The 25,126-nt window shown below is 66.8% G+C and carries 19 protein-coding genes; 14 read left to right on the forward strand and 5 right to left on the reverse strand.

Going from position 1 to position 25,126, the window contains the following annotated elements; translation table 11 throughout:
• Positions 1-108 precede the first annotated feature (108 nt).
• The 4 genes from mhpT to U5775_RS35040 all read left to right on the forward strand — a co-directional run bounded on the left by mhpT (position 109) and on the right by U5775_RS35040 (position 6,241).
• Positions 109-1,365, forward strand: coding sequence for a 3-(3-hydroxy-phenyl)propionate transporter MhpT (gene mhpT, locus U5775_RS35025; RefSeq protein WP_322062712.1), 1,257 nt, complete (start codon positions 109-111; stop codon positions 1,363-1,365).
• Between the two features lie 90 nt (positions 1,366-1,455).
• Complete coding sequence (locus U5775_RS35030; RefSeq protein ID WP_322062713.1) at positions 1,456-2,340, forward strand: alpha/beta fold hydrolase; 885 nt, start codon at positions 1,456-1,458, stop codon at positions 2,338-2,340.
• Positions 2,341-2,564: 224 nt separating this feature from the next.
• Positions 2,565-4,283, forward strand: a complete 1,719-nt coding sequence (locus tag U5775_RS35035; protein ID WP_322062714.1) for a dihydroxyacetone kinase family protein — start codon at positions 2,565-2,567, stop codon at positions 4,281-4,283.
• A 386-nt stretch (positions 4,284-4,669) separates the two neighbouring features.
• Complete coding sequence (locus U5775_RS35040) at positions 4,670-6,241, forward strand: amino acid permease (protein WP_322062715.1); 1,572 nt, start codon at positions 4,670-4,672, stop codon at positions 6,239-6,241.
• 43 nt (positions 6,242-6,284) lie between these two features.
• On the opposite strand, the gene U5775_RS35045 is transcribed toward U5775_RS35040, so the two are convergent.
• Positions 6,285-7,685, reverse strand: a complete 1,401-nt coding sequence (locus U5775_RS35045) for a GntP family permease (RefSeq protein WP_322062716.1) — start codon at positions 7,683-7,685, stop codon at positions 6,285-6,287.
• Positions 7,686-8,059: 374 nt separating this feature from the next.
• On the opposite strand from U5775_RS35045, the gene U5775_RS35050 reads away from it, so the two are divergent.
• Complete coding sequence (locus U5775_RS35050) at positions 8,060-8,602, forward strand: BON domain-containing protein (protein ID WP_322062717.1); 543 nt, start codon at positions 8,060-8,062, stop codon at positions 8,600-8,602.
• A 116-nt stretch (positions 8,603-8,718) separates the two neighbouring features.
• Positions 8,719-8,997: a hypothetical protein gene (locus U5775_RS35055; RefSeq protein WP_322062718.1), complete on the forward strand. Its 279-nt coding sequence runs from the start codon at positions 8,719-8,721 to the stop codon at positions 8,995-8,997.
• Between the two features lie 96 nt (positions 8,998-9,093).
• Here the strand turns inward: U5775_RS35055 and U5775_RS35060 are convergent, their stop codons facing one another.
• Complete coding sequence (locus U5775_RS35060; protein WP_322062719.1) at positions 9,094-10,287, reverse strand: helix-turn-helix transcriptional regulator; 1,194 nt, start codon at positions 10,285-10,287, stop codon at positions 9,094-9,096.
• 432 nt (positions 10,288-10,719) lie between these two features.
• On the opposite strand from U5775_RS35060, the gene U5775_RS35065 reads away from it, so the two are divergent.
• The 3 genes from U5775_RS35065 to U5775_RS35075 all read left to right on the forward strand — a co-directional run bounded on the left by U5775_RS35065 (position 10,720) and on the right by U5775_RS35075 (position 13,322).
• On the forward strand, positions 10,720-10,929 hold the full coding sequence (locus U5775_RS35065) for a hypothetical protein (RefSeq protein ID WP_322062720.1): 210 nt from the start codon (positions 10,720-10,722) through the stop codon (positions 10,927-10,929).
• Between the two features lie 157 nt (positions 10,930-11,086).
• The gene (locus U5775_RS35070) at positions 11,087-11,383 is read left to right on the forward strand and encodes an H-NS histone family protein (protein WP_322062721.1); all 297 of its coding nucleotides are present in this window, start codon (positions 11,087-11,089) and stop codon (positions 11,381-11,383) included.
• Between the two features lie 337 nt (positions 11,384-11,720).
• On the forward strand, positions 11,721-13,322 hold the full coding sequence (locus U5775_RS35075; protein ID WP_322062722.1) for a peptide chain release factor 3: 1,602 nt from the start codon (positions 11,721-11,723) through the stop codon (positions 13,320-13,322).
• A gap of 84 nt (positions 13,323-13,406) precedes the next feature.
• On the opposite strand, the gene U5775_RS35080 is transcribed toward U5775_RS35075, so the two are convergent.
• On the reverse strand, positions 13,407-14,654 hold the full coding sequence (locus tag U5775_RS35080; protein ID WP_322062723.1) for a GGDEF domain-containing protein: 1,248 nt from the start codon (positions 14,652-14,654) through the stop codon (positions 13,407-13,409).
• 341 nt (positions 14,655-14,995) lie between these two features.
• Between U5775_RS35080 and U5775_RS35085 the strand changes: the two genes are divergently transcribed.
• Positions 14,996-17,362, forward strand: coding sequence for a GNAT family N-acetyltransferase (locus U5775_RS35085; RefSeq protein WP_322062724.1), 2,367 nt, complete (start codon positions 14,996-14,998; stop codon positions 17,360-17,362).
• A 63-nt stretch (positions 17,363-17,425) separates the two neighbouring features.
• On the opposite strand, the gene U5775_RS35090 is transcribed toward U5775_RS35085, so the two are convergent.
• Positions 17,426-17,971, reverse strand: coding sequence for a hypothetical protein (locus tag U5775_RS35090; protein WP_322062725.1), 546 nt, complete (start codon positions 17,969-17,971; stop codon positions 17,426-17,428).
• A gap of 161 nt (positions 17,972-18,132) precedes the next feature.
• Between U5775_RS35090 and U5775_RS35095 the strand changes: the two genes are divergently transcribed.
• Positions 18,133-20,202, forward strand: coding sequence for a tetratricopeptide repeat protein (locus U5775_RS35095; RefSeq protein WP_322062726.1), 2,070 nt, complete (start codon positions 18,133-18,135; stop codon positions 20,200-20,202).
• Positions 20,203-20,219: 17 nt separating this feature from the next.
• Here U5775_RS35095 and U5775_RS35100 read toward each other — a convergent pair whose 3' ends face one another.
• On the reverse strand, positions 20,220-21,059 hold the full coding sequence (locus U5775_RS35100; protein WP_322062727.1) for an IclR family transcriptional regulator: 840 nt from the start codon (positions 21,057-21,059) through the stop codon (positions 20,220-20,222).
• 380 nt (positions 21,060-21,439) lie between these two features.
• Between U5775_RS35100 and U5775_RS35105 the strand changes: the two genes are divergently transcribed.
• From U5775_RS35105 to U5775_RS35115, 3 genes are all read left to right on the forward strand, one after another.
• Positions 21,440-22,453 carry a sugar ABC transporter substrate-binding protein gene (locus U5775_RS35105; RefSeq protein ID WP_322062744.1) on the forward strand — a complete coding sequence of 338 codons (1,014 nt, stop codon included), beginning with the start codon at positions 21,440-21,442 and terminating at the stop codon, positions 22,451-22,453.
• 74 nt (positions 22,454-22,527) lie between these two features.
• Positions 22,528-24,054 carry a sugar ABC transporter ATP-binding protein gene (locus tag U5775_RS35110; RefSeq protein WP_322062745.1) on the forward strand — a complete coding sequence of 509 codons (1,527 nt, stop codon included), beginning with the start codon at positions 22,528-22,530 and terminating at the stop codon, positions 24,052-24,054.
• Entirely contained in the window at positions 24,017-25,120 is a 1,104-nt protein-coding gene (locus U5775_RS35115) for an ABC transporter permease (RefSeq protein WP_415913726.1), read from the forward strand. The genes U5775_RS35110 and U5775_RS35115 overlap by 38 nt, the downstream gene beginning before the upstream one ends.
• Positions 25,121-25,126: the final 6 nt, after the last annotated feature.

Below are 25,126 nucleotides of genomic sequence, written 5' to 3' on the forward strand. Positions count from 1 at the left end.
CGATTTGAAAAAGCGCGCCGAAGCGCTCCAGCAGTAAATACGCACCGCAATGGAATACGAATAGCCGCCACAAAGAGCGGCTCGAACACAATTTTGGAGACTTTGAACATGACGTCACGAATCAATGCTGCTGGAGGAAGCCATGGCGGCGGCGCGACGAGCGGCAAGGCCACGATAGGCCTGTGCCTTGCGATCGCGCTGCTCGAAGGGCTGGATCTGCAATCGGCGGGCGTGGCCGGGCCGCGCATGGCGAAGGAGTTCTCGCTCGCCGTCGCGCAGATGGGCTGGGCGTTCAGCGCGGGCGCGATCGGCCTCCTGCCCGGTGCCGCGCTGGGTGGACGCCTCGCCGACCGGTTCGGCCGCAAGCGCGTGCTGATGGGCTCGGTGGCGCTGTTCGGCCTGTTCTCGCTCGCGACCACGCTGGTCTGGAGCTTCGAAAGCCTGCTGATCGCGCGTCTGCTGACGGGCCTGGGGCTGGGCGCGGCGATGCCGAATCTGATCGCGCTGTGCTCGGAAGCGGCGGGCCCACGGCAACGCAGCACGGCGGTGGGCGCTATGTACTGCGGCATGCCGTTCGGCGCGGCGATCGCGGCGGTGATCGGCATGCTGGGCGCGAGCCCGACGAGCTGGCGCGACGTGTTCTATGTCGGCGGTCTCGGGCCCATCGTGATGGTGCCGCTGCTCGGTTTTTTCCTGCGCGAGTCGCAGCAGTTCGTGGCGGCCCAGGCCTCGAAGGTGCGTGAGGGCGTGCCCGGCGTGACGGAAGCGCTGTGGCGCCACGGCCGCGCGCGCACGACGCTCGCGCTTTGGGTGAGCTACCTGGGCACGCTGATCGTGCTGTATTTCCTGATGAACTGGCTGCCTTCGATGGTGCTCGCGCGCGGCCTCACGCGCGTGCAATCGAACATCGTGCTGATGATGTTCAACATCGGCGGCGGTATCGGGGCGGTGGCGATCGCGACGCTCATGGACCGTATCGGCCGCCGCCGCACGGTGGTCGGCATGTATGCGGGCATCGCGCTGGCGCTCGCCGCACTCGCGCTCGCGAGCGGCGCGACTTCGATGGCGTGCGGCGGCTTGCTGTGCGGCCTGTTCCTCGTGGGCGGCCAGTCGGTGCTCTATGCGCTCGCCGGCCACGCGTATCCCACGGAGGTGCGCGGCACGGGCGTGGGCGCGGCGGTGGCGGTAGGGCGGCTCGGTTCGATCCTCGGGCCGCTCGTGGCGGGGCAGTTGTTCGCGCTGGGGCAGAGCGCTTCGATGCTGGTGGCGTCGAGCATTCCGCTGTGCGTGATCGCGGCGCTCGCCGCCTTGACGGTGGTGGGCGGCTTCGCACGGTCGGGCGCGCCCGGCGCGCAAGGCGCCTGAAGGTAACTAAGGATATCGAACGATTTTTGAGCGGAGAAGGCCACGCCCTCTCTTTTACGGATTAGCGGGTCATACCGCAAGGACATCATCATGACTGCAACGGCACAAGCGATTACGGAAGCCTCGACGAGCCGGTTCGCTCGCGTGAAGGACGGCGATCTCGAACTGCAGATTCACTACAACGATACGGGCGCGAACGCCGATAGCGCGAACGGCGAAACGGTGGTGATGCTGCACGGCTCGGGTCCGGGCGCGAGCGGCTGGGCCAACTTCAACCGCAACGTCGAGCCGCTCGTGGCGGCGGGCTATCGCGTGATCCTGATGGACTGCCCGGGCTGGAGCAAGAGCGATCCCATCGTCTGCACCGCGTCGCGCTCGGAATTGAACGGCCGCGTGCTCAAGGGCCTGCTCGACGTGCTCGACATCGAGCGCGTGCATATCCTCGGCAATTCGATGGGCGGTCACAGCGCGGTGGCATTCGCACTCGCGAATCCGCAGCGCGTGGGCAAGCTCGTGCTCATGGGCGGCGGCACGGGCGGCCCGAGCAACTTCGCGCCGACGCCCACCGAAGGCATCAAGCTGCTGCAGGGGCTCTATCGCGAGCCGACCATCGAGAACCTCAAGCGCATGATGAACGTGTTCGTCTACGACCCGAGCGCGCTGACTGAGGATCTCATGAAGGCGCGCCTCGAAAACATGCTCGCGCGTCGCGACCACCTCGACAATTTCGTGAAGAGCCTCGCGGCCAATCCGAAGCAATTCACCGACTACGGCCCGCGTCTTGGCGAAATTGCGGCGCCCACGCTGGTGATCTGGGGTCGCGACGACCGCTTCGTGCCGATGGATACCGGCCTGCGCCTGATCGCCGGCATGCAGAACGCGCAGTTGCATGTGTTCAACCGTTGCGGCCACTGGGCGCAATGGGAGCATGCGGACGCGTTCAACCGCATGGTGCTCGATTTTCTCCAGCATTGATGCATCGGTGAACTGATGAACCGCCGGTGAAGCGGGCGCACTGCGCGAGTGCCGCAATGCTGAAGCCCGGGACAGGGCGATTCAATGCGATTCGATACGCTCTGCGCAGTGCGATGACGAGCGGGGTACACTGAGCGAACCCGACGGCGCGCCATGCAGCTTGCATGGCGCGCCAAGGCGAGGCTGCCTGGCCGGGATGTTCAACCGCATTCATCAGGGCCGTCATGAAAAAGCTCGTCAATCACCCGTCCGACGTCGTGCGCGAAATGCTCGAAGGCATCGCGCTGCAGGCGCCGAATGTCGTCATCCTCGGCGAAGAAAACGTGCTCATTCGCCGGGACATTCCCGAGTCTTCAGCACGCCCGGTCGCGCTCATCTCGGGCGGCGGCAGCGGCCACGAACCCGCGCACGGCGGCTATGTGGGCGCGGGCATGCTGAGCGCGGCCGTGTGCGGCGAGGTGTTCACCTCGCCCCCCACCGACGCCGTGCTCGCGGCCATCCGCGCAACGGCGGGCCCGAGGGGCGCGCTGCTCATCGTCAAGAACTACACCGGCGACCGGCTCAACTTCGGCCTTGCCGCCGAACTGGCGCGCGCCGAGGGCATCCCCGTGGAAGTCGTGACGGTCGCCGACGACGTCGCATTGCGCGGCCACGCCGAGCGCCATCAGCGGCGCGGCATTGCCGGCACGGTGCTGATCCACAAGATCGCGGGCGCGGCGGCCGCGCGCGGCGCAACGCTCGAAGTGGTGGCCGCAACCGCACGCGACGCGGCCGCCAATCTCGGCACCATGGGCGTCGCGCTCGACGGCTGCACGCTGCCGGGCGTGGAGACGTCCAGCTTCAGCCTCGCCGACGACGAAATCGAAATCGGGCTCGGCATTCATGGCGAGAAAGGCGTGGAGCGCAGCGTGCCGCTGCCGGCCAACGAAATCACCGAAGCACTGCTTATCAATATCCTCGACGAACTGGCCATCACGCGCGGCGAACGCGTGGCGCTGGTGGTCAACGGCCTTGGCGCCACGCCGCAGATGGAACTCGATATCGTGCTGCGCGCGGCCATGGCGAGCCTGCGCCGCCGCGAGGTGCGCGTGGAGCGCGCGTGGGCAGGCACTTTCCTCTCGGCGCTGAACATGCCGGGCTGCTCGATCTCGCTGATGCGTGTGGACGACGGCAGGCTGGCTCTCCTCGATGCGCATACCGATGCGCGCGCATGGCCCGGCAAGGGCTGTGTGAACCCGACCATCCGGCTCGATACTGCGGGCGTCAATCATGAGGATTCCGTACCACATCAAGCGCTCGATGTGGCCCGCGCGGCGTGGGCCGCCAGGCTCAAGGCGGCGCTCGATGCGGTCGCGCTCGCGTTGACCGAGAACGAAGCGCGCCTGACCGAGCTCGATGCGCTCGCGGGCGACGGCGATCTGGGCGCGAGCATGCGCCGCGCCGCCGATGCGGTGGCCGCCATGCCGGTCCATGCGCTTGGCACGGCGCCGCAGGCGCTGGCGTCGCTGGGCGCGAGCCTGCGCCGGGCCATCGCGGGCAGTTCGGGGCCGTTCTATGCCACGGCGCTTTTGCGCGCGTCGCGTCATCTCGCGGATACGCCGGAGCCCGCGCCGCACGAATGGGCGCAAGCGTTTCGCGGCGCGATCGAGGCGATCAGCGAACTGGGCGGCGCGAAGGCCGGCGACCGCACGATGCTGGACGCGCTGATTCCGGCGCACGATGCCTTCGAAGACGCGTTGAAGCAAGGCCAGACGGCGCAGCGTGCCTGGGCGGCCGCCGTGGCCGCCGCTGAGCACGGTGCGCAGGCCACCGCGCATATGCATCCGCGCGTGGGGCGCGCGAGCTATCTGGGCAAGCGGGCGATCGGCTCGCCCGATGCGGGCGCGGTAGCCGTGGTGTGCTGGCTCGCGGCGTTGCGTCCGCATGTGGGCGGGACGGGTTGAAGGCCGCTTGAGAACCTCCTGAAAGCCGCTTAAATTCCGGTCTTCGTTCGCAACGGATTTTCACCTTGCCTTTGCGCGCAACGTCTCTCAGGCATGGTCTGAAGTGCGCTCGCGCCTCGCCGGGCGGCCACTGCTATAAAATCACGGCTCAAGTCATCGAGGACGGGCGATCGGGTCGCCCGATCGAGCGGCACGCCTGTCCGGGCGTTGCGCCAGCTTTGTTGTGTCATAGGGTTTGCCATCTGCGACGATGTCGGTACCGGTTACCTGCAAGGCAGGCGGTGCCGCTCTTGCGCAATGGCGTTGGCCACCGGGCTCCCGGATGGCCTCAGGACATCAATAATCGATTACCCTGTAACACTAGCTAGAAAGAAGTCAGAATTTATATGGATTCGGATCCACATCGCGTTTCTGCGCCCCCTGCCGGCGCTCGTGACACCACCCCTTCCCTGCACCGCAGCCTGAAAGCCCGCCACCTGACCATGATTGCGATCGGCGGATCGATCGGCACCGGCTTATTCGTCGCTTCAGGGGCGTCCATTTCCCAGGCCGGACCCGGCGGCGCCATGGCGGCGTACCTCGTGATCGGCTTGATGGTCTATTTCCTGATGACGAGCCTCGGCGAAATGGCGGCGTTCATGCCCGTGTCCGGCTCGTTCGCGACCTACGGCGCGAAATTCGTCGACGAAGGGTTTGGCTTCGCGCTCGGCTGGAACTACTGGTACAACTGGGCCGTGACCATCGCAGTCGAACTGGTGGCGTCGCAACTGGTGATGGGCTACTGGTTTCCCCACGTTCCCGGAGTCTGGTGGAGCGCCGCTTTCCTCAGCGTGATGTTCCTGCTCAACGCACTCTCCGTGCGGGGTTTCGGCGAAGCCGAATACTGGTTCTCGCTCATCAAGGTGATTACCGTCGTCGCGTTCATCGGCATCGGATTGCTCATGATCATCGGCATTCTGAAGGGCGGCGCGGATCACGTCTGGGGCAACTTCACGCTGGATGGCGGACCGTTCACGGGCGGCCTGCCGGCTTTGCTGGGCGTCACCATGATCGCGGGCTTCTCGTTTCAGGGTACCGAGCTTATCGGCGTCGCCGCAGGCGAATCGGAGAACCCGGGGAAAAACATTCCCCGCGCGGTACGACAGGTGTTCTGGCGAATTCTGCTGTTTTACGTGCTGGCCATTTTCGTCATCGGCTTGCTGATTCCGCATACCGATCCGAATCTCCTGAAATCCGATGTGACCGATATTGGCGTCAGCCCGTTCACGCTCGTATTCCGGCGCGCCGGCCTGGCTGTTTCGGCGGGCGTCATGAATGCGGTCATCCTGACGGCGGTGCTGTCGGCGGGCAATTCGGGCATGTATGCCTCCACGCGGATGCTCTATAACCTCGCTATCGAGGGGCGTGCGCCGCGGCTCTTCGGGAAGCTTTCGGCGAGCGGCGTGCCGAGAAACGCGCTCTATGCAACGACTGCGGTGGGGGCGCTGTGCTTCTTTTCGTCGATGTATGGCGACAAGACCGTCTATATGTGGCTGCTCAATACGTCGGGAATGACGGGGTTTATCGCATGGCTCGGCATTGCCGCCAGTCATTATCGTTTTCGCAAGGGCTTCGTCGCGCAAGGGTTCTCGCTCGAGCAACTGCCGTATCGATCGAAGTGGTTTCCCATTGGGCCGATATTCGCTTTCGCGGTCTGCCTTGTCGTCATGCTGGGACAGGACTACCAGGCATTCGTGGCCAATAAAATCGATTGGGTGGGCGTACTGGCCACCTATATCGGCATTCCCTTGTTTGTGGCGATGTGGCTCGGCTATCGAATCGTGAAGAAGAGCCGCTTTATTGGCTACGGGGAGATGGATATCGAGCCGTATATGGCGCAGGTCCGTGCGTCTGCGCAGGCGAGCGGGGCGGTGGCGGCTCGCAGTGAAGGTGTTGTTAAAGCGCGCGACGAAGTTTGAAGAAAGGCGGAGGGGAAACCCTCCGCCTTTTTAGCCATTCCCCTCAAACAATCCCGGTCGCGTAAAAAACCGCAATCACGAAAAACACGGCCATCGTCTTGATGATCGTGACCGCGAAAATGTCGCGATACGATTCGCGGTGCGTGAGCCCCGTCACCGCGAGCAGCGTAATCACGGCGCCGTTGTGCGGGAGCGTGTCCATGCCGCCGCTCGCCATCGCCACTACGCGATGCAGCACCTCGAGCGGAATATGCGCGGCCTGCGCGCTCTTGATGAACAGATCGGACATGGCGGCGAGCGCAATGCTCATGCCGCCCGAAGCCGAGCCGGTGATGCCGGCGAGCGCGCTCACCGAAACCGCCGCGTTCACGAGCGGATTCGGAATGCTCTTGAGCGCGTCGCTCACCACGAGGAAGCCCGGCAGCGCCGCGATCACACCGCCAAATCCGTACTCCGAAGCCGTATTGAGCGAAGCGAGCAGCGCGCCCGCCACCGCGGCCTTCGTGCCCGTGGCGAAGCGCTCCTTCACGCGCGGGAACGCCGTGACGATCACGAACGCGATGCCGAGCAGCAGCGCGCCCTCGACCGACCAGATGCCGACCAGTTGCTTGACCGTCGTGGTCACGGGCGCGTGGATGCCGGGCAGCACATCGGCGGTGACCGTGTAGGTGTCGCCGTACCAGTTCGGAATCCAGCGCGTCAGGAAGAAGTTCGCCACGCCCACGAGCACGAGCGGCGTGATGGCAAGGATCGGATTGGGCAGATGGTCGGTCTTCACGTGCTCGGGCTCGTTCACGAGCGAGGTGCCATAGCCTTCGCCCTTCGCCATCGCGCTGCGGCGGCGCCACTCGAGATACGTGAGGCCCACGACGATGATGAAGAGCGAGCCGATCACGCCGAGCGCGGGCGCGGCCCACGCCGTGGTCTTGAAGAACGTGGTGGGGATGATGTTCTGGATCTGCGGCGTGCCGGGCAGCGAATCCATCGTGAACGAGAACGCGCCGAGCGCGATTGCGCCGGGCATGAGGCGCTTGGGAATGTTGCTCTGGCGATAGAGCTCGGCGGCGAACGGGTAGACCGCGAACACCACGACGAAGAGCGATACGCCGCCGTAGGTGAGCAGCGCGCACACGGCCACGATCACGGCGTTTGCGCGCGAGCGGCCGATATAGCGGATGGCGGCGTGGACGATCGCCTCGGAGTAGCCCGATAGTTCGATCACCTTGCCAAATACGGCGCCGAGCAGGAACACGGGAAAGTAGAGCTTCACGAAGCCCACCATCTTCTCCATGAAGATGCCCGAGAAGACGGGGGCGACGGCGGCGGGGTCGGTGAGCAGGACGGCGCCGAGGGCGGCCACCGGCGCGAAAAGGATCACGCTGTAGCCGCGATAGGCGGCGAGCATGAGAAAAGCGAGGGCGGCTAGAACGATAACAAACGACATGGGGTCTCCTGTGTCGACCGCAGTTAGCGCTTTAGCGCTTACTGCGGTCCCATGCTTCGCGGTCGACCGCAGTTAGCGCTTTGGCGCTTGTTGCGGTCCCATGCTTCGCGATGCACTTCGTACGGCGTTTTTATTGCATTGGCTGGGAATGGTGCGTCGCAGCGATTGTACCGAAACGCTTATATATTGCGACGCAAGCTGCGCAGTCCTATCTTGACGTGAGCGGGTGCGCCGCGCGACGAGCGGCACGCCGGAGCAGGAAGGAGACAGCGATGCGGGAAATCGAGGCAATGCGGGAAGGGCGGCCCCATCAGCGCGCGCGAGGGATCGCGCGGCTGGCAACGAGGATGGCGGCCAGGTGTGCTGAGGCGTTCATGATGGTTTCAGTGGCGATCGCCGCTGCCCAATCCGCGAACGGAGCGACAACCGACACGACCAACGCGACCAACACGGCAAACCCCGCGAGCGCTTCGTCCGAAAACCCCGCCGAAGTCAGGAACTGGTACAACGATCCGTTCTTCGCGCTCTCGACGGCGCCGGGCGTGTGTCCGCAGCCGCTCGGTCCGCTCATGACGAAGGCCGAAGCCGATGACGACGCCCACTACCGCGTGGAGCGCGGCACCACCTGCTGGCTCGCGCACCAATGCACGAAGCCGAACTCCTACCTCTACGACGCCGATATCGCCAAGGCGATCCGCGAGGAGTTCAAGGGCGACGCGTCGCTCGCCGGCACGAGTCTGTGGATCACGGTCCAGCGGCGCTTCGTCTACGCCGAAGGCTGCGCTCCGGCGGCCTTCGACCGCGCGGCGCTGGAGCGCCGTCTCGCGGCGATTCCCGACGTCGACAAGGTATTCGTGCGCCTGCGCGCCGATCCGCGCGCGCCGCCGCCTTACAAGACCTTGCCCCCGGCTCGATGAAACTTCGGCCGGCTCTGCGCACGATCCGCGCGCGATACGGTTCGCACGCCGCGCAGGCGCTGTCCGGCATGGCACAATCGCAACGTCGAAAAACTAGAAGGCCCTCGGGGTACCCCATGATTCGTTCCGGTTCGTTGTTGTCCCGCTTTCGCAGGTTGTCGTCCACGGCGGGCGTCTGTGCGTTGCTCGCGGCGCTGTCCGCCTGCAGCAGCGGTCCGCCGCTGTTCCTCCCGGACGGCCGCCCGACGGTCCCCGTGCAGTGCTCCGCCGCGGGCGACCACGACTCGTGCGCCCAGCAGGCCGTTGCACGCTGCGCAGGCGCCGGCTACGACACCGTCGATACGTCCACTAGCGGCGACACGTACACCCTCGTATTCGCTTGCCGCTCGAAGTAACGGGCAATCGTCCCGCCTGGCCGCTCTGGTTTAAGGCGGGGCGGTTTCGGGCCGCGCCTTAAACCGGCGGCTATCGAGCAGCGGCCCCAGCCGACCTCAAGCGCAGCCATCCGCGCCGCCGCCGCTACGGCTGCGCGCGGGCAGGTTCATCAGCAGGCGCAGCAGATCGGGCTGGCGGCGCGTCGCGGTCTTCTGGAAGATCGACTGTAGTTGCTTGCGCACCGTGTCATATTGCACGCTCACCTGCGCGGCGATTTCCTTGGGCGTGAGCCCGTCCACCAGCAGATGCACGATCCGGCATTCGGCGGGCGAGAGCTCGAACGCCGTGGCTAGCACCTGCTCGTCCACCGCCGGCGCCGAGCGCGGGTGATAGAACGTGAGTGCCGCGATGGCGCGCAGCCCCGCGACTTCGCCGGACGCCACCACGTTGTAGAACGCATAGAGCACTTCCGGGCCGCCAGGCAGCGGCGCGGTTCGGCCGCGCTCGCCGTCGGCCGCTTCGGCGACGCCCACGATGCGCAGCGCGCGAATGCGGCCCGCCGCCGCGCGTGCGCCGCTTGCGCGGTTTTTCAGGCGCGCCTCGCAGATCGCCACGTCTTCCAGAAAACGCGTCTGATAAGGCGCGCCAAACGCCAGCCGCTTGCCCCGCACGCGCACGAGCGAGGTGGCGCGCAGGAGCCGCTGGGCGGCTTCGTTGCTGTGCAGGACTTCGCCGCTCGCGCTCACGAGCATGGCGGGCGGCCGCACGCGGCTCGTGAGCGCGTCGGCGTCAGGCAGCAGGCGGCGCACGCTCAGGCGCAGCGCGCGCATCAGGTGGGGCGCCAGCCGCTCGAGCAGCGCGCGCGCGGCGCCCGGCAGCGGACCGCCTTGCGCATTGCCGCGGCAGGCGAGCATGGCCGTGAGCGTGCCGCTGTCGATCAGCTTGCAGAGGGAGACGAAGCCGCCGCCCGCCACCATCAGGTTCGGCCCGAAGACCGGGTGACCTTCGGCGCTTGCGCGGTCGGCGCCGCAATGCAGCCATTTGCCGGGCGGAAAGGCGCGCAGCCATTCTAGGCGCGCATCGTCGCGATAGAGCGGGCGGATGAATTCGAGCGGCTCGGTTTCCCGGACGCTAAAACCGTCGGCCCAGGAAAACAGTTCGCGTTGTCGATCGAATACGCAGAGATGAACCGAGGCCGCCTCGAGCGATTTCCTGAATTGCGTGCAAAAATCCTTCCAGCCTGAAGGACGTTCGATGGTTGAGTAAATCGCGTGCAGCAGACTGTCGTGCTGCGTGTCGTTCGAATTCACACCGTTCTCATTATCAAAATCTGATGCGACTGGCAGTTTCGCCAAAATGCAGCCTGCATATTCCCTGCACAATTGAGGAATATACAGGTGCGATTGCCGCCGTTAATCTTCGGTTCGTTCGATGACTGATATGCCTCAGGGTGAACGAGGCGTCCGTTGCGTTCCGTGCGGTAGGCAACCGATGGCGAGCCGTGCCGATCTTATTCTGCGACGGCAAGACCCACTGAAATCGTTGCACCTGAAACCGGTAAATCCGAAATAAAGTGGTGAAAAGAGGTAAATGAGTCGGAAAAATTAACCAGATGACCGGCCGAACCTGCGGTCGCATAGAGGTAATGCGGCAGATTAATCGCCTTGCGTTATGGAATATTGAATGCGCAGACGCCATTGCAGCGGCGTTTTCTAGAAGACGGGTTATTCCCGGGGGTAGCAATGAATCATCATCAACTGGAAAAGGACATTGAGCATCTCGAGCAGGTCATTGCACGGTTATCAGGCAACGACCGCATTCCGCTTTCTTATTGGCGCAGCCGAATCGATTCGGTGTCGAGCGCAAATCTGGTCCCCTCGCAGGTGCAGCGCGTGAAGCGCCTGTCGGAAGCCCTCGGCGAGCTGGAGGTGCGCGCGAAAGAACGCGCGTGACACGAGGCGGTTCGCGGGGCTGTCAGCCGCCGACGGCTGCATGTGCAAAGAATCGCAATAAATGGGCTCGCCACGGCGAAAAAAGCGTGTAAGTTGGCCCTCCTGGACGCCGGAACGGTCACAATACGACCAGTGACCGGACTGGAGATCATTGTTTATGGCGAGCTACAAGCAACTGACCGCCCAACTCGAAAGGCTGCACAAGGAAGTCGCGGCGGCACGCGAAAAGGAAATTGAGCAGGCGATTGCCGACATCAAGGAAAAGATCGCGGAGTACGATATCACGCCCGAGGAACTCGGCTTCTCCAGTCAGCGTACGGCTGGCACGCGCAAGCGGCCGCTGCCGGCGCGGTACATGAACCCGAAAACCGGCGAAACCTGGAGCGGCCGTGGCCGTGCGCCGGGCTGGCTCGCCGGCGTGAAGAACCGCGACCGGTTCCTCATCAAGGAGTAAATGGGGCTCGGCGCCGGACCCGAAACGGGGTTCGAGCAGACGCTAAGCGCCACCCCATCCCGTAAAACCTCACCTTTGCGCGCCGCGCGCCCCATCTGGCGTGCGGGCGCCGCGACCTGCTCCCGTAAAAGCTCACCTCAGGCCCCTCGCTGGCCGGCGTCCGGCGAGCCCTTCTCCTTCGCGCGCGCCGCGAACTCGTGGTTAACTTTTAGTCGTGCGCGGTAATGCCGTGTATCATTCGTCCCCGGCGCCTTCTGCCGTGCGCACCGGCTTGCCACATCCGCAACGCCCGCCGCACGGCCGGCTGCCCGATTTCATCAGCGATACCCCTCCATCCATGTCAGTTGCCGAACTCAGACGCCGCCGCACGTTCGCGGTCATTTCTCACCCGGACGCGGGCAAAACCACGCTCACCGAAAAGCTGCTGCTGTTTTCGGGCGCGATCCAGATCGCGGGCACCGTGAAGGGCAAGAAAAGCGGCCGCTTCGCGACCTCCGACTGGATGGAGATCGAAAAGCAGCGCGGCATTTCGGTTGCGAGCTCGGTCATGCAGTTCGAGTACGGCGACGCCGTCATCAACCTGCTCGATACACCGGGCCACGAGGACTTCTCCGAAGATACCTACCGCGTGCTCACGGCCGTGGACGCGGCCGTGATGGTGATCGACGGCGCGAACGGCGTGGAAGCGCAGACGCTGAAGCTGCTCGAGGTCTGCCGCAGCCGCAAGACGCCGATTCTCACGTTCATCAACAAGCTCGACCGCGAAGTGCGCGAGCCGCTCGATCTGCTCGACGAAATCGAGCAGCACCTCGGCGTGGCGGCGGTGCCGTTCACCTGGCCGATCGGCATGGGCAAGGAATTCCAGGGCGTCTACGACATCCAGCGCGACCAGGTGCGCGTGTTCCGCGCCGGCGAGCAGTCGCTGGGCGGCGCGGTGGAAACGCTGCAAAACATCAGCGACGCAGAAGGCGAAGCGCGCTTCGGCTATCACTGGAAGCGCACCAAGGAAGAAGTCGAGCTGATCACGGGCGCGACGCCCGCGTTCGACCGCGACGCGTTCCTCGCGGGCGAGCAGTCGCCGGTGCTGTTCGGCTCGGCGATCAACAACTTCGGCGTGAAGGAAATTCTCGACGCGCTCGTCGATCTCGCGCCGCCGCCCTCGCCGCGCATGGCCGTGCAGCGCGCGGTCTCGCCTGACGAGGCCAAGTTCACGGGCGTCGTGTTCAAGGTGCAGGCCAACATGGACCTCGCGCACCGCGACCGCGTGGCGTTCATCCGCGTGTGCTCGGGCCATTTCGAGCGCGGCATGCAGCTGAAGGTCACGCGTAACAACAAGACCTTCCGCGCCAACAACGTGGTGAGCTTCCTCTCGCAGCGCCGCGAAACCGTGGCCGAGGCCTACCCTGGCGACATCATCGGTATTCCTAATCATGGCACGCTGAGTCTCGGCGATACGCTCACCGAAGGCGAAGACCTCCAGTTCACGGGCCTCCCGTTCTTCGCGCCGGAAATCTTCCAGACCATCGAAGTGGTCGACCCGATGCGCGCGAAGCAACTGGGCGAAGCGCTCAAGCAGCTCGGCGAAGAAGGCGCGATCCAGGTGTTCCGCCCGCTGCACGGCGGCGCGACGATCCTGGGCGCCGTGGGCCAGCTGCAGTTCGAAGTGGTTTCGCATCGCCTTTCGGCCGAATACAAGGTGGACGTGCGCATCATGCCAGCGCGCTATCGCCTTTCGCGCTGGGTCACCTGCGACGACGCCAACGAGCTGCGCCGTTTCACCGATTCGTACGAGGCCCGCATGGCCTACGACGCGTCGAATGCGCCGACCTATCTCGCCTCGCACGTCTCCGAGATCGAAGTCGCGCAGAAGGCCTGGCCGAAGATCGTGTTCAACGAGTTGCGCGAGCATTCGGGCGCGCCGTTCCGCAAGAACCTGTAAATCTTGCCGGTGCCTGGGTCATCGCCTCTTCATCGCATTGACCGCTGACGTACCCCGATCGGGCCGCCTCGCGCGGCCCGAACTTCATGCGTTCTCGGAACGCCTGGCGCGCTGCGCCAGCTCCAGCCGGTTGCCGCCGCGCGATTTCGCGCCGTAGAGCGCCGCGTCGGCGGCCTGGAGCAGGTCGGCGAGCGCGGCCGATGCGTTTTGCGATGGCGTTCGCGGTTGCGGTGCGGGCTGTGTTTCCGGCTGTGTTTCCGATTTCGCGCCCGCCTGTGGATCGATCTGCGCGAGCCCGATGCTGACCGTCGCGCGCACGCTCACACCGTCGACATGATGCGCGACCGTCTGCGCGAAACGCTCAGCGATCCTCTCGCCGATCACCCGGGCCCGGCCGCTGTCATGGCCCGCGAGCAGGGCCGCGAACTCCTCGCCGCCGATGCGCGCGAGCACCGCATCGGGACTCATCTCGCTGCGCGCGATGTCGGCGAAGGTCTGCAGCACGGCGTCGCCGGCCTGGTGGCCGTAGCGGTCGTTGATCGCCTTGAAGCGGTCGAGGTCGAACGCCAGCAGCGCCACGCGCTCGCGCGTCCCCGCGCGGCCCAGCACCCGCGCGCCTTCTTCGAAGAACCAGCGGCGGTTGCCGAGCCGCGTCAGATAATCCGTTTGGGATTCCTGCAAGAGCTGGCCATGCGTTTCGTCGCGTACGAGGCGCAGCAGCGTCATCGGTAGCACGACCGAATACAGCACGCCTTCGTACATCGTGATTTCGCTCACGAGCGGCAGCAGCGCTTGCCCGTAATGCGCCGCGAGCCAGGGCAGCACGCACGCGCGAAACGCGTAGAGCAGCGCGTGGACGCCCGTCACGATCACGGCGATGCGCCGCGCCTGCGCCCATTTGAGGACGTCGTTGCGCAGCAGCTCGCGCGTCGCCATGGCCGAGGCCACCGAAATGGGAATCGCGCTGAGATAGAGCCACATGACGTCCTGGCCGCGCGCGCCCGCGATGGCCCACGCGAGCGCGAGCAGGACGAGGATGGCCGCCGAGGCCACGCGATACTGCCGCCCGTTCATGACGGCGAGCCCGTGCGCGACCAGCAGATAACCGGTAACGATGACCCCATTGCTGACGGCGCCGCCCCACGCGCCGGGCAAGAGGTGCCGCCAGATGGCGAGCGCGACGCCGACGCCGAGCGTGCCATAGCCGCCGGCAAGGATCTTCAGCTCCTTGCTGCGCTTGGGATGCGTGCGGTGCTCCCAGAGCGTCATGCCAGCGCTGGCGAAAAGCGTTCCGATCGCGAGGAAATAAAGGGTGAGAAGATCGACGTGCATCGCGGACGTTAGGGCCTGTTGTCAGCGTGAACAGGCCCAGGTGCTACGCCGGTAAATCACGGCGACGTCGGGCATTCTACGCTGAAAACCGGCCATCACGATGGCGGGCTTTTTCCGGCCATGCACGCGGCAAGCCGCTGCGCCGAGGACGCATGCAGCGACGCCGTGCCGCCACGGCGCGCGCGCAAGCGCGTGCGGCGAAATGCGCGCAGCGCAGCAGCAGTTCGCCTATCCTGAGCGGATTCCCGACGTTTATCCGGCCATCTCCCACGATAGCCGGCGATCTCGGGCAGGCGGCCCGCGCACATGGCGCGGCGCCATTCGAACAGCGAGGAGGGGCAGTGACCGTACGCAATCTCGATGCGATATTCCAGCCGAAATCCGTAGCGGTGATCGGCGCCTCGCAGCGGCCCGGCAGCATCGGCCAGATGGTGTGGCAGCGCCTCATCGAAGGCGGCTTCGCGGGCCCGCTCTGGGCCGTCAATCCGCGTCATGCGGGCGAGTTCGCGAGCTTCGACGGCAAGCCCGTGCTCGCCGACGCCGGCGACCTGCCCGAAGCGCCCACCGTTGCGCTCATCTGCACGCGGCCCGCCACGTGGCCCGCGCTCGTGCATCGGCTTGGCGGCATGGGCACGCGCGCGGCGATCATCGTGGGCGAGGTGCGCAACGAGGAAGACCGCGCCGACTTGCGCCACGCGCTCGCGGCGGCGCGCCCGCATCTGCTGCGCGTGCTCGGTCCGGGCACGCTCGGCGCGCTCACGCCGGCGCTCAGCGCGCAACTGGGCGCGGCCGCCACGGTCGCGCGCACCGGCGGCGTGGCGTGGGTCTCGCAGTCCAACGCGCTCACCAACGCCGTGCTGCGCTGGGCCGGCCCGCGCGGGCTCGGCTTCTCGCACGTGGTGGCGCTCGGCGACGAAGCCGATGTCGATGCCGGCGACGTGCTCGACTACCTCGCGAGCGATCCCACCACGCGCGCGATCCTGCTTGAAGTGGACAGCATCCGCGCGGCGCGCAAGTTCATGTCGGCGGCGCGGGCGGCGGCGCGCAACAAGCCCGTGCTCGCGCTGCGCAGCGGCCGCGACGATCCGGGCGATGCGCTCTACACGGCGGCGTTCCGGCGCGCGGGCATGGTGCGCGTCGATACGCTCGACGACCTGCTCGACGAAATCGAAACCCTGGGCGTGGGCCGCGTGGCCGCGAGCGACACGGCCACGCTCATCACGAGCGACCGCGGCGTGGCCACGCTCGCGCGCGACGCCTTCATGAAGGCCGGCGACACGCTCGCGCGCTGGAGCGACGAAGCGCGCGTGGCGCTCGAAGCGGCGTTGCCGCATGCGCAGGCCGGCAATCCGCTCGTGCTCGGCGATACGGCGAAGCCCGAGCACTTTGGCCTCGCGCTGCAAACGCTCGCCTCGCAGCGCTCGACCGGCACCGCGTTCGTGGTGCACGCGCCCACCCATAGCGCGCCTGTGGCCGAGGTCGCGCGCACGCTCATCGAAAACCAGCGCTTCGCCTATCGCGGCATGCTCGCGTGCTTCTTCGGCGGCGTGGACGACACCACGCGCGACGCGCTGCACGCGCACGGCATTCCGGTGCACACGACGCCGCGGCGGCTCGCGCGCGCGTTCGCGCGTCTCGTCGATTACCGGCTCGGGCGCGAGCTCCTGATGCAGACGCCCGAGAGCATGCCCGCGCAAGGCGCGGCGGCGATCGAGGCCGCGCAGGGCATGGCGCGCGCGGCGCTGGCGGCGGGGCGCGACACGCTCGAAGGCGCGCAGGCGGCGCAACTGCTGGGCTCGTTCGGATTGAAGACGCTGGAAGGCGCGCAGGAGGCGACGGAGCACGCGATCGTCGATGTGATCGTGGAGTTTCGCGACGACGAGAACTTCGGCCCCGTGTTCCATTTCACGGCGCCGTCACTGGACGGCTTCTCGCCGCCGCTGCGCGTCTATAGCCTGCCGCCGCTGAACCCGGTGTTGTCGCGCGACATCATCGCGCACTCGCCGTACGCGCGCCGCGCCGCGCCCGAGCCCACGCTCGCGGCGCTCACCGAGCTTTCGCAGGTGGTGTGCGAAGTGCGCGAGATCGTCGGGATGCAGGTGACGCTGCGCGTGCTGCCGCACGCGGCGGTGCTGGTCGCGCCGCGGCTCACGCTCGCGGAGAAGCGCAGCCGTTTCGCGATCATGCCGTATCCGCGCAGGCTCGAAGAGACGCTCGACTGGCACGGCGAGCGCCTCACGATCCGGCCGATCCGCCCTGAGGACGAGGAGATGCATCGCGCGTTCATCGACACGATGACGCCCGACGACCTGCGCCTGCGCTTTTTCTCGGCGGTGCGCAGCTTCGACCACACGCAGCTCGCGCGCATGACGCAGATCGACTACGACCGCGAGATGGCGCTCGTCGCGACCGTCGAGGGCGAGGACGGCAAGCCGCGCACGCTGGGCGTGGGGCGGGCGGTGGCCGACCCGGACAACGAGACCGCCGAGTTCGCGGTCGCGATCCAGTCCAATCTGAAGGGGCGCGGCCTCGGCCGCCTGCTGATGGAGCGCATGATCGCCTACGTGCGCTCGCGCGGCACGCACTGGCTGCTCGGCGAGGCGCTGCGCGAGAATGCGCCGATGATCGGGCTCGCGCGCGCCTGCGGCTTCGAGGTGACGCCTACGGAGGATCCGGGCGTGGTGGGGTTCAGGATGCCGCTCGACTGACGCGGCGTTTCCCCGGTGGCGGCGCTGTCGGCAGCCGCCCGACCGTCAAACCGACCCTCAGGTTCAGGCGGCGATTTTCGCGAGCGCGTCGTCCACCTGGGCGCGCGTGACGGAAAGCTCTTCGAGCCAGGCCGGCGCGTATTGCGCGCCGGTTTCCTTTTCCAGCCGGGCGATGGTCGCGGCGCAGCGCGCGGCGTCCTTCGGCGTGGCGATGAACGCCTTGACCGACTGGCCCCCCTGGAACGCCTCGAACAGCGGCATGCGGATGTCGTCGGGCAGCGTGCGCGTCGTCCACTGGTGCGTCTTGCCGTTGAAGGTGAGCGACGGCGGCAGCACGCGCTCCTTGCGCGTGGCCGGGATCAGGCCGAAGTTGCGGGCGGCTTCGGCGATCTGCTCGGCCGAGAACAGCTCGTCGGGCGTGATCTCGAACTGCTCGATCGCGGTTTCGACGGTCTTCATCGCGCTCGCGCGGTCGTCGCGCTTTTGCTGCGCGCGCGCGACGATGTCGCGCAGCTCGTCGGCTTCGTCGCTCGAAATCGTGAAGCTGGCCTGTTTCTGCTGAAGCTCGGAAAAACGCTGGAATTCTTGATCGGTCAGAAGTTTCGCCATGAGGTATGCGTGCGCGCCCGGCGCGCCTTGCGCACACCGGACGGTATTTTGAGAGGGTCGCCATTCTAACCGTTTTGCGCACCCGGCTTCCAGTTGCGATGCCGGAGCCCAGGGTGCGCGCAAGGGAGCGGCGCGCACCGCTGCAAACCAGGAACGTTCTGATGTTCGCCCCCCATCGCGCTTCCTACGATGGCGTGATGAAAATTTCCACACCGACACCGTCTTCCCGTTCCGACGAGCTGCTCAAGCGCGGCATCGACCGTCTGAACGCCGAACAGCACACGCTCGCCGAAGCCCTTTTTCGCGAGATCCTGGCGCAGGATCCGCAGCATGCGGGCGCGTGGCATCAGCTCGGCGTGGCGCTCGCGCGCCAGAAGCGCTACGCGGAGGGCGAGCAGGCGATCCGCAAGGCGCTTTCGATGGGCGAGAGCGGCGCGCTGACTGGCGCACTGCAGCGCGACCTCGCATGGACGCTGCTCTGGCAGGGCCGCGACAACGAGGCGATCGCGGCTTACTTTGCGGCCATCAATCTGGGCGTGCGCGAGGCGCGCATGTTCAACAACGTGGGCAACCTCCTCAAGAAGCGCAACGATCTCGCGCACGCCGAAAACGCGTATCTCGCGGCCGTCGAAATCGATCCCGGCTATGCCGTCGCGCTCGGCAACCTCGCCGTGCTGCAGCAGGAGGCGGGCCAGTACGAGGCCGCCGAGGCGAACCTCAGGCGCGCGCTCGAACTCGAGCCGAAGTCGGCGCACTTCTGGCAGTGCTACGGCGGCTTGCTGGAGCGCCTGAATCGCCTCGACGAGGCCGACGAAGCGTATTGCCGGGGCGGCCGCTGGGAATCGGCGCAGTACGTGCGGCGGCGCGTGGCGCACTGGCGCGATCTTGACAAGATCGATGCGGCGGCGCTCGACATGGTCGCGGCGGGCACGGCCGAAAATCTCACGCCGTGGGGGCTGCTCGGCATCCCGACGCTCACGCCGGCGCTGCATCGCGATGCCGGGCGGCGCTTCGCGCAGTCGCGCTGGCGCGGCGAACTGGCCGCGCCGCCGCTCGTCGCGCGCGGCGCAGGGCTTGCCGAGGCGCTGGCGGCGTTCGAGGCGGGCGGGCGCCTGCGCATCGGTTATCTCTCCGCCGACTTCCACGATCACGCCACGCTGCGCCTGCTGGCGGGCGTGCTCGACATGCACGACGCCGCGCGCTTCGACATCCATCTGTACTCGTACGGCGAAGCCGCGCCCGATGTCGCGTGGCGCGAGCGGCTCGCGGCGCTGCCCGCCACGCTGCACGAGATCGGCGTGCTCACCGACGCGCAGGCGGCCGCGAAGATCGCGCGCGACGGCATCCACGTGCTCGTCGACCTGAAGGGCTATACGACCGGCACGCGGCTCGGCATCACGGCGCTGCGGCCCGCGCCCGCGATCGTGAGCTGGCTCGGCTATCCGGGCTCGCTCGGCGAGCCGCGCCTCGCCGACTATGTGATTGGCGACGCGGTGGTGACGCCGCCCGCCGCCGCGCCGTTCTACAGCGAGACGCTCGCGCTGATGCCGCATTGCTATCAGCCGAACGACCATCGGCGCGAGGGTGGGCCGCGGCCGTCGCGCGCCGAAGCGGGCTTGCCCGAGCGCGGCTTCGTGTTCTGCAGCTTCAATCAGACGTTCAAGCTCAATGCGCAGATGGCGTCGGTCTGGTGCCGCCTGCTCGCCGCGACGCCGGGCGGCGTGCTGTGGCTGCTAGACCCTGGCAGCGAACGGGCTCAGGCGAATCTGCGCAGCTTCTTCGAGGCGAAGGGCGTGGCGCGCGAGCGCTTGATCTTCGCGAAGCGCCTGCCGCAGGAGGCGCATCTCGCGCGTCTGCAGCTCGCGGATCTCGCGCTCGATACGCTGCCGACCGGCTCGCACACGACGGGCAGCGACGCGTTGTGGGCGGGCGTGCCGATGGTATCGGCGCTGGGCTCGCTGTTCGCGGGGCGCGTGGGCGCGAGCCTGCTGCACGCGGTGGGGCTCGACGCGCTGGTCGCGCGCGACCTCGACGCTTACTTCCAGACCGCGCTCGCGCTCGCGAGTGATCCGGCGTGGCACGCGCAGATCCGCGAACGGCTCGCACGGGCAAAGGCCGATGCGCCGCTGTTCGATACGGTGCGGTTTACGCGCGATCTCGAGCGGCTTTTTGTGGCGATGGTGGCGCGGGAGGTGGAGGGTGGGGACGGGGCGGTGGTTTTGGGGGCGTGAGGGGGCACGGCCCCACCTCAACCCCCTTCCCCCTCCCGCAACATCGACAACTCCCGCACGGTCTCGCGCAGCATCTGCGTGGCCTCGTCGAGCGATGGCGCGACGTATTCGTCGATGCGCTTGAGGAACGGGCAGGTGAGCGCCGCGATCGCCTGCCCCGAGGGTCCGAGCACCGGGAACGTCACGTCCGTCACCCCGAAGATCTGCTGGCTGTCCTTGCGCGAGAACCCGGCGTCGCGGATCTGCTCGCAGGCCGCTTCCAGCGCGGCGTGGTCGATGGCGACTTCGCCCTTCACCTTCGTATGCTCCACGAGCATGTGCGCGCGCTGCTCCGCGCTTTGATAAGCGAGGATCGTGCGCCCCGAACTCGTATCGACGAGACCCACGCGCGAGCCCAGCCGCACCGCAATCCCCCACGTGCCAGGGCCGTCCACCTGCGCGATCACGAGCAGGTTGCCGCGGTCGTACACGGCGAGGTGGCACGACTGCTCGGCGTCGTTGGCGAAGCGCTGCATGAGCGGCAGCGCCTCGGCGATCAGGCGCTCCATGGGCGGATGCCGATGCGCGAGCGCAAATAGCTTGAGGCTCAGCGCATAGCGGTCGCCGGCCTCCGAGCGCATTACGTACTGGCGCGCCACCAGCCGCTCCAGCATCCGGTAGATCTCGCTCGCGTTGCGGCCGAGCGCCTTCGTGATCTCGGCGCGCGTGAGGCCGCCGCGCTGTTCGGCGAGCAGTTCGAGGATGTCGAGCCCCTTGTCCAGCGCGGGTGCGCGATAGCGGTCGCCATCGTCTTTCTCGTCGGGCTCCGGCTCGCCCGTCGGCGCATCGGTCCGATGTTTGCGTGCGTTCGTGTTCATTCTTTCCTTGCTTGTTGTCCGGCGCCTGTCGTTGGTTTTCCCATAGTTTGCCCTGCCTGGACGGCCAGATCCCGGCAGACCCCGACTGGGCCCAGGGAAATTCCGGACCGTTGCTGCGCTGCACATTCCTTGACCTTGAGTCATGCGTATATGAATAATAGGTTCACTGGTGAACATATGCCAGCGTCGTCAGCAAAGGGAAGAGGCAGTTGCAGGGGCAGTCGCAGCGCCGCCGCCGCGCTTCGCGTTTGCACGCGGGCGCGGCGCGCACATGGATGGGTCAACAACGACAGAAACAGAATCAGGAGACAGACATGGCGTTCGCATCCGGGCTGATCGAAGCCCGCCGCTTCACCGAAACCCGCAAGGCGCGCACGTTCATGCGTGCGGCTGCGAAGACGCTATGCGCCGCGGCGGCCTGTGCCGCCGCGCTCGGCGCGCCGGCTGCGGCCCAGGCCGCCGACCTCGGCAAGGTGGGCCTCGGCCTGCCGCTGCTGACTTCGCCGTTCTGGCAGTCGTACAACAATTACTTGACCGTGTACGCGAAGCAGATGGGCATCGATATCCTCGCGCCCGTCAATTCGAACAACGACCCCGCGCAGCAGATCACTGACATGAACAACATGATCAATCTGGGCGCGAAGGGCATCGTGGTGGGGCCGATCGATTCGGCGGCCATCAGCCGCGCGCTCGAGAACGCCGCGCAGAAGAACGTGAAGGTGGTGGCCGTGGACGTCGCGCCTACGCAGGGCGCCGTGGCCATGGTCGTGCGCGCCGACAACCGCGCTTATGGCGAAAAGGCCTGCAAGTACATCGGCGAGCACGTGAAGTCGGGTAAGGTCGTGCAGATCATGGGCGACCTCGCTTCCGTGAACGGGCGCGACCGCTCGGAGGCGTTCCGCGCGTGCCTGAAGAACTATCCGAATCTTTCGCTGCTGGAGATTCCCGCGGGCTGGAAGGGCGACGTGGCGGCCAGTTCGCTCGACAGCCTGCTCACCGCGAACCCCGACGTGAAGGCGATCTACATGCAGGCGGGCGGCGTGTATCTCTCGCCCACGCTGCAAACGCTGCGCCGCAAGCAGATGCTTTTCCCGGCGGGCAATCCGAAGCATATCGTGATCGTCTCCAATGACGGGATTCCGCAGGAATACGAAGCAATCCGCAAGGGCGAGATCGACGCCACCGTTTCGCAGCCCGCCGATCTCTATGCGAAGTACGGCCTCTACTACATCAAGGCCGCGCTGGAGGGCAAGACGTTCAAGCCGGGCAAGACCGATCACGACAGCACGATCGTCCAGTTGCAGCCCGGGATTCTCGAAGACGAGTTGCCGGCGCCGCTCGTGACGAAGCAAAACGTCGACGACAAGAACCTGTGGGGCAACACGATCAAATGAGCGATCGAATGAGCGATCGAATGAGCGATCGGACGAACGGCGCTTCGGGCGCGCCGCACGCGGTGGCCCTTGCCATGCAGCCTGGCGCCGCGGCCGGACTGCCGCCGGTGGTGGAGGCGAGCGGCGTGACGCGGCGCTTCGGCTCCACGGCGGCGCTCGCGAACGTGAGCCTGCGCGTGATGGCGGGCGAGTCGCATGCGCTCGTGGGCCGCAACGGCGCGGGCAAGTCGACGCTCGTTTCGATCCTCACGGGCCTGCGCAAGCCCGACGAAGGCACGGTGCGCTTCAACGGCGAACTCGCGCCGCCCATCGCCGAGCGCGATGCGTGGCGCGAGCGCGTCGCCTGTGTGTACCAGCACTCGACGATCATTCGCGACCTCAGTGTGGCCGAGAACCTGTTCATCAACCGTCAGCCGATGAAGCGCGGCGTGATCGACTGGACGACCATGCGCCGCGATGCGCGCGCGCTGCTCGACCACTGGCGCATCGACGTGCGCGAGGACGCGCGCGCGGGCGATCTCACGGTGGAGGCGCGCCAGCTTGTCGAGATCGCGCGGGCGCTCTCGTACGGCGCGCGCTTCATCATCCTCGACGAACCCACGGCGCAGCTCGACGGCGAGGAGATCAAGCGGCTCTTTCGCCGGATCGACGAATTGCAGCGCGACGGCGTGACGTTTCTCTTCATCTCGCACCATCTTCAGGAGGTCTACGAAATTTGCCAGGCGGTGACGGTGCTGCGCGACGCGCGCCACATCGTCAGCGCGCCGGTGGCCGACCTGCCGCGCGAGCGCCTGATCGAGGCGATGACGGGCGAGCACGGCGGCCTGAACGTCGCCGATGCCGCCGCGCGCGCGGCCTTGCCCGCCGACGCGCGGATCGCGCTCGAGGTGCGCGGCATTTCGGGCGCCGATTACCGCGACGTGTCGTTCGAGGTAAAGCGCGGCGAAGTCGTGGGCATCACGGGCGCGACCAGCAGCGGGCGCACGAGCGTGGGCGAAGCCGTCGCGGGACTCGCGGGCCAGCAGGCCGGCGAAATTCGCGTGAACGGTGCGCTTCTTGAGCCCGGCGACGTGCCCGCCGCGCTTGCTCTCGGTGTGGGCTGCGTGCCGAAGGACCGGCATCACGAGGGGCTCGTGCTCACGCAGTCGGTGGCCGAGAACGCGTCGATGACGATTGCGGGGCTGCTCGGGCGCCTCGGCTTCGCGTCGCCCGCCAGGAAGAACCAGGTGGGCAAGCGCATGATCGAGACGCTCGGCATCGTGGCGCTTGGGCCCGAGCATGTGGTCTCGGGGCTTTCGGGAGGCAATCAGCAGAAAGTGGTGATGGCGCGCGCGCTCGCGAGCGACCCCCAGGTGCTGGTGCTGATCGACCCCACGGCGGGTGTCGACGTGAAATCGAAGGAGGCGCTGCTCTCGGTCGTGGACCGCGTGCGCGACGAAGGCAAGGCCGTGCTCGTGGTGTCGAGCGAGCTCGACGATCTGCGCACCTGCGACCGCGTGCTCGTGATGTTTCGCGGCAGCGTGGTGACCGAATTCGCGGCAGGTTGGCAGGACCACGAACTGATTGCATCGATTGAAGGAGTCGATCTTCATGAAGCATAGTGTTGATGGTGTGTCCGCGGGTGTGTCCGCGCGACCGCCCGCATTCGCGGCGGTGCAACCCGACGTATCCCAAGGCGCCGCCCCGGGACGCGGCGCGCGCAGGCGCATCGAATTCGCGCGTCTGCGCGAACTCGCGTTGCTGCCCGCGCTCTTGCTGCTCATCGTGATCGGCGGCTTCGTGAGCCCGAGCTTTCTCACGAAGGCGAACCTCATCAGCGTGCTGGGCGCCTCGGCGGCGCTCGCGCTCGTGGTGCTCGCCGAATCGCTGATCGTGCTTACCGGCAAGTTCGATCTCTCGCTCGAATCGACGGTGGGCATCGCGCCTGCCGTGGGCGCGATGCTCGTGATGCCGGCGGCCTCCGCGGGCTTCGGCACGCAATGGCCCGCTTTGGCAGGACTCCTTGCGATTGTGGTCGTGGGCGCGCTGATCGGCTTCGTCAACGGTTTTCTGGTCGTGCGCCTGCGCCTGAATGCGTTCATCGTCACGCTGGCCATGCTCATCGTGCTGCGCGGCATGCTGGTGGGCGCGACCAAGGGCGGCACGCTGTTCGACATGCCGTCGTCGTTCTTCGCGCTCGCCACGACCATCGTGCTCGGCCTGCCGCTTTCGGTATGGCTCGCGGCTGCCGCTTTCGCATTCGCCGCGTTCATGTTGCGCTATCACCGCGCGGGCCGCGCGCTCTACGCGATCGGCGGCAATCCCGACGCCGCGCGCGCCGCGGGCATCCGCGTGGAGCGCATCACGTGGGGCGTGTTCGTGCTCGGCAGCATTCTGGCCGCGCTGGGCGGATTGATCGTGACCGGCTACGTGGGCGCGATCAATGCGAACCAGGGCAACGGCATGATCTTCACGGTGTTCGCGGCGGCCGTGATCGGCGGCATTTCGCTCGACGGCGGCAAGGGCACCATGTTCGGCGCGCTCTCGGGCGTGCTGTTGCTCGGCGTGGTGCAGAACCTGCTCACGCTCGCGCAGGTGCCGTCGTTCTGGATTCAGGCGATTTACGGCGCGATCATCCTCGGCTCGCTGATGGTGGCGCGGCTGGCGGGCGGCGAGGCCCAGAACTGAACGGCG

The sequence above is a fragment of the Paraburkholderia sp. J63 genome, from assembly GCF_905220245.1.
GTDB lineage: Bacteria > Pseudomonadota > Gammaproteobacteria > Burkholderiales > Burkholderiaceae > Paraburkholderia.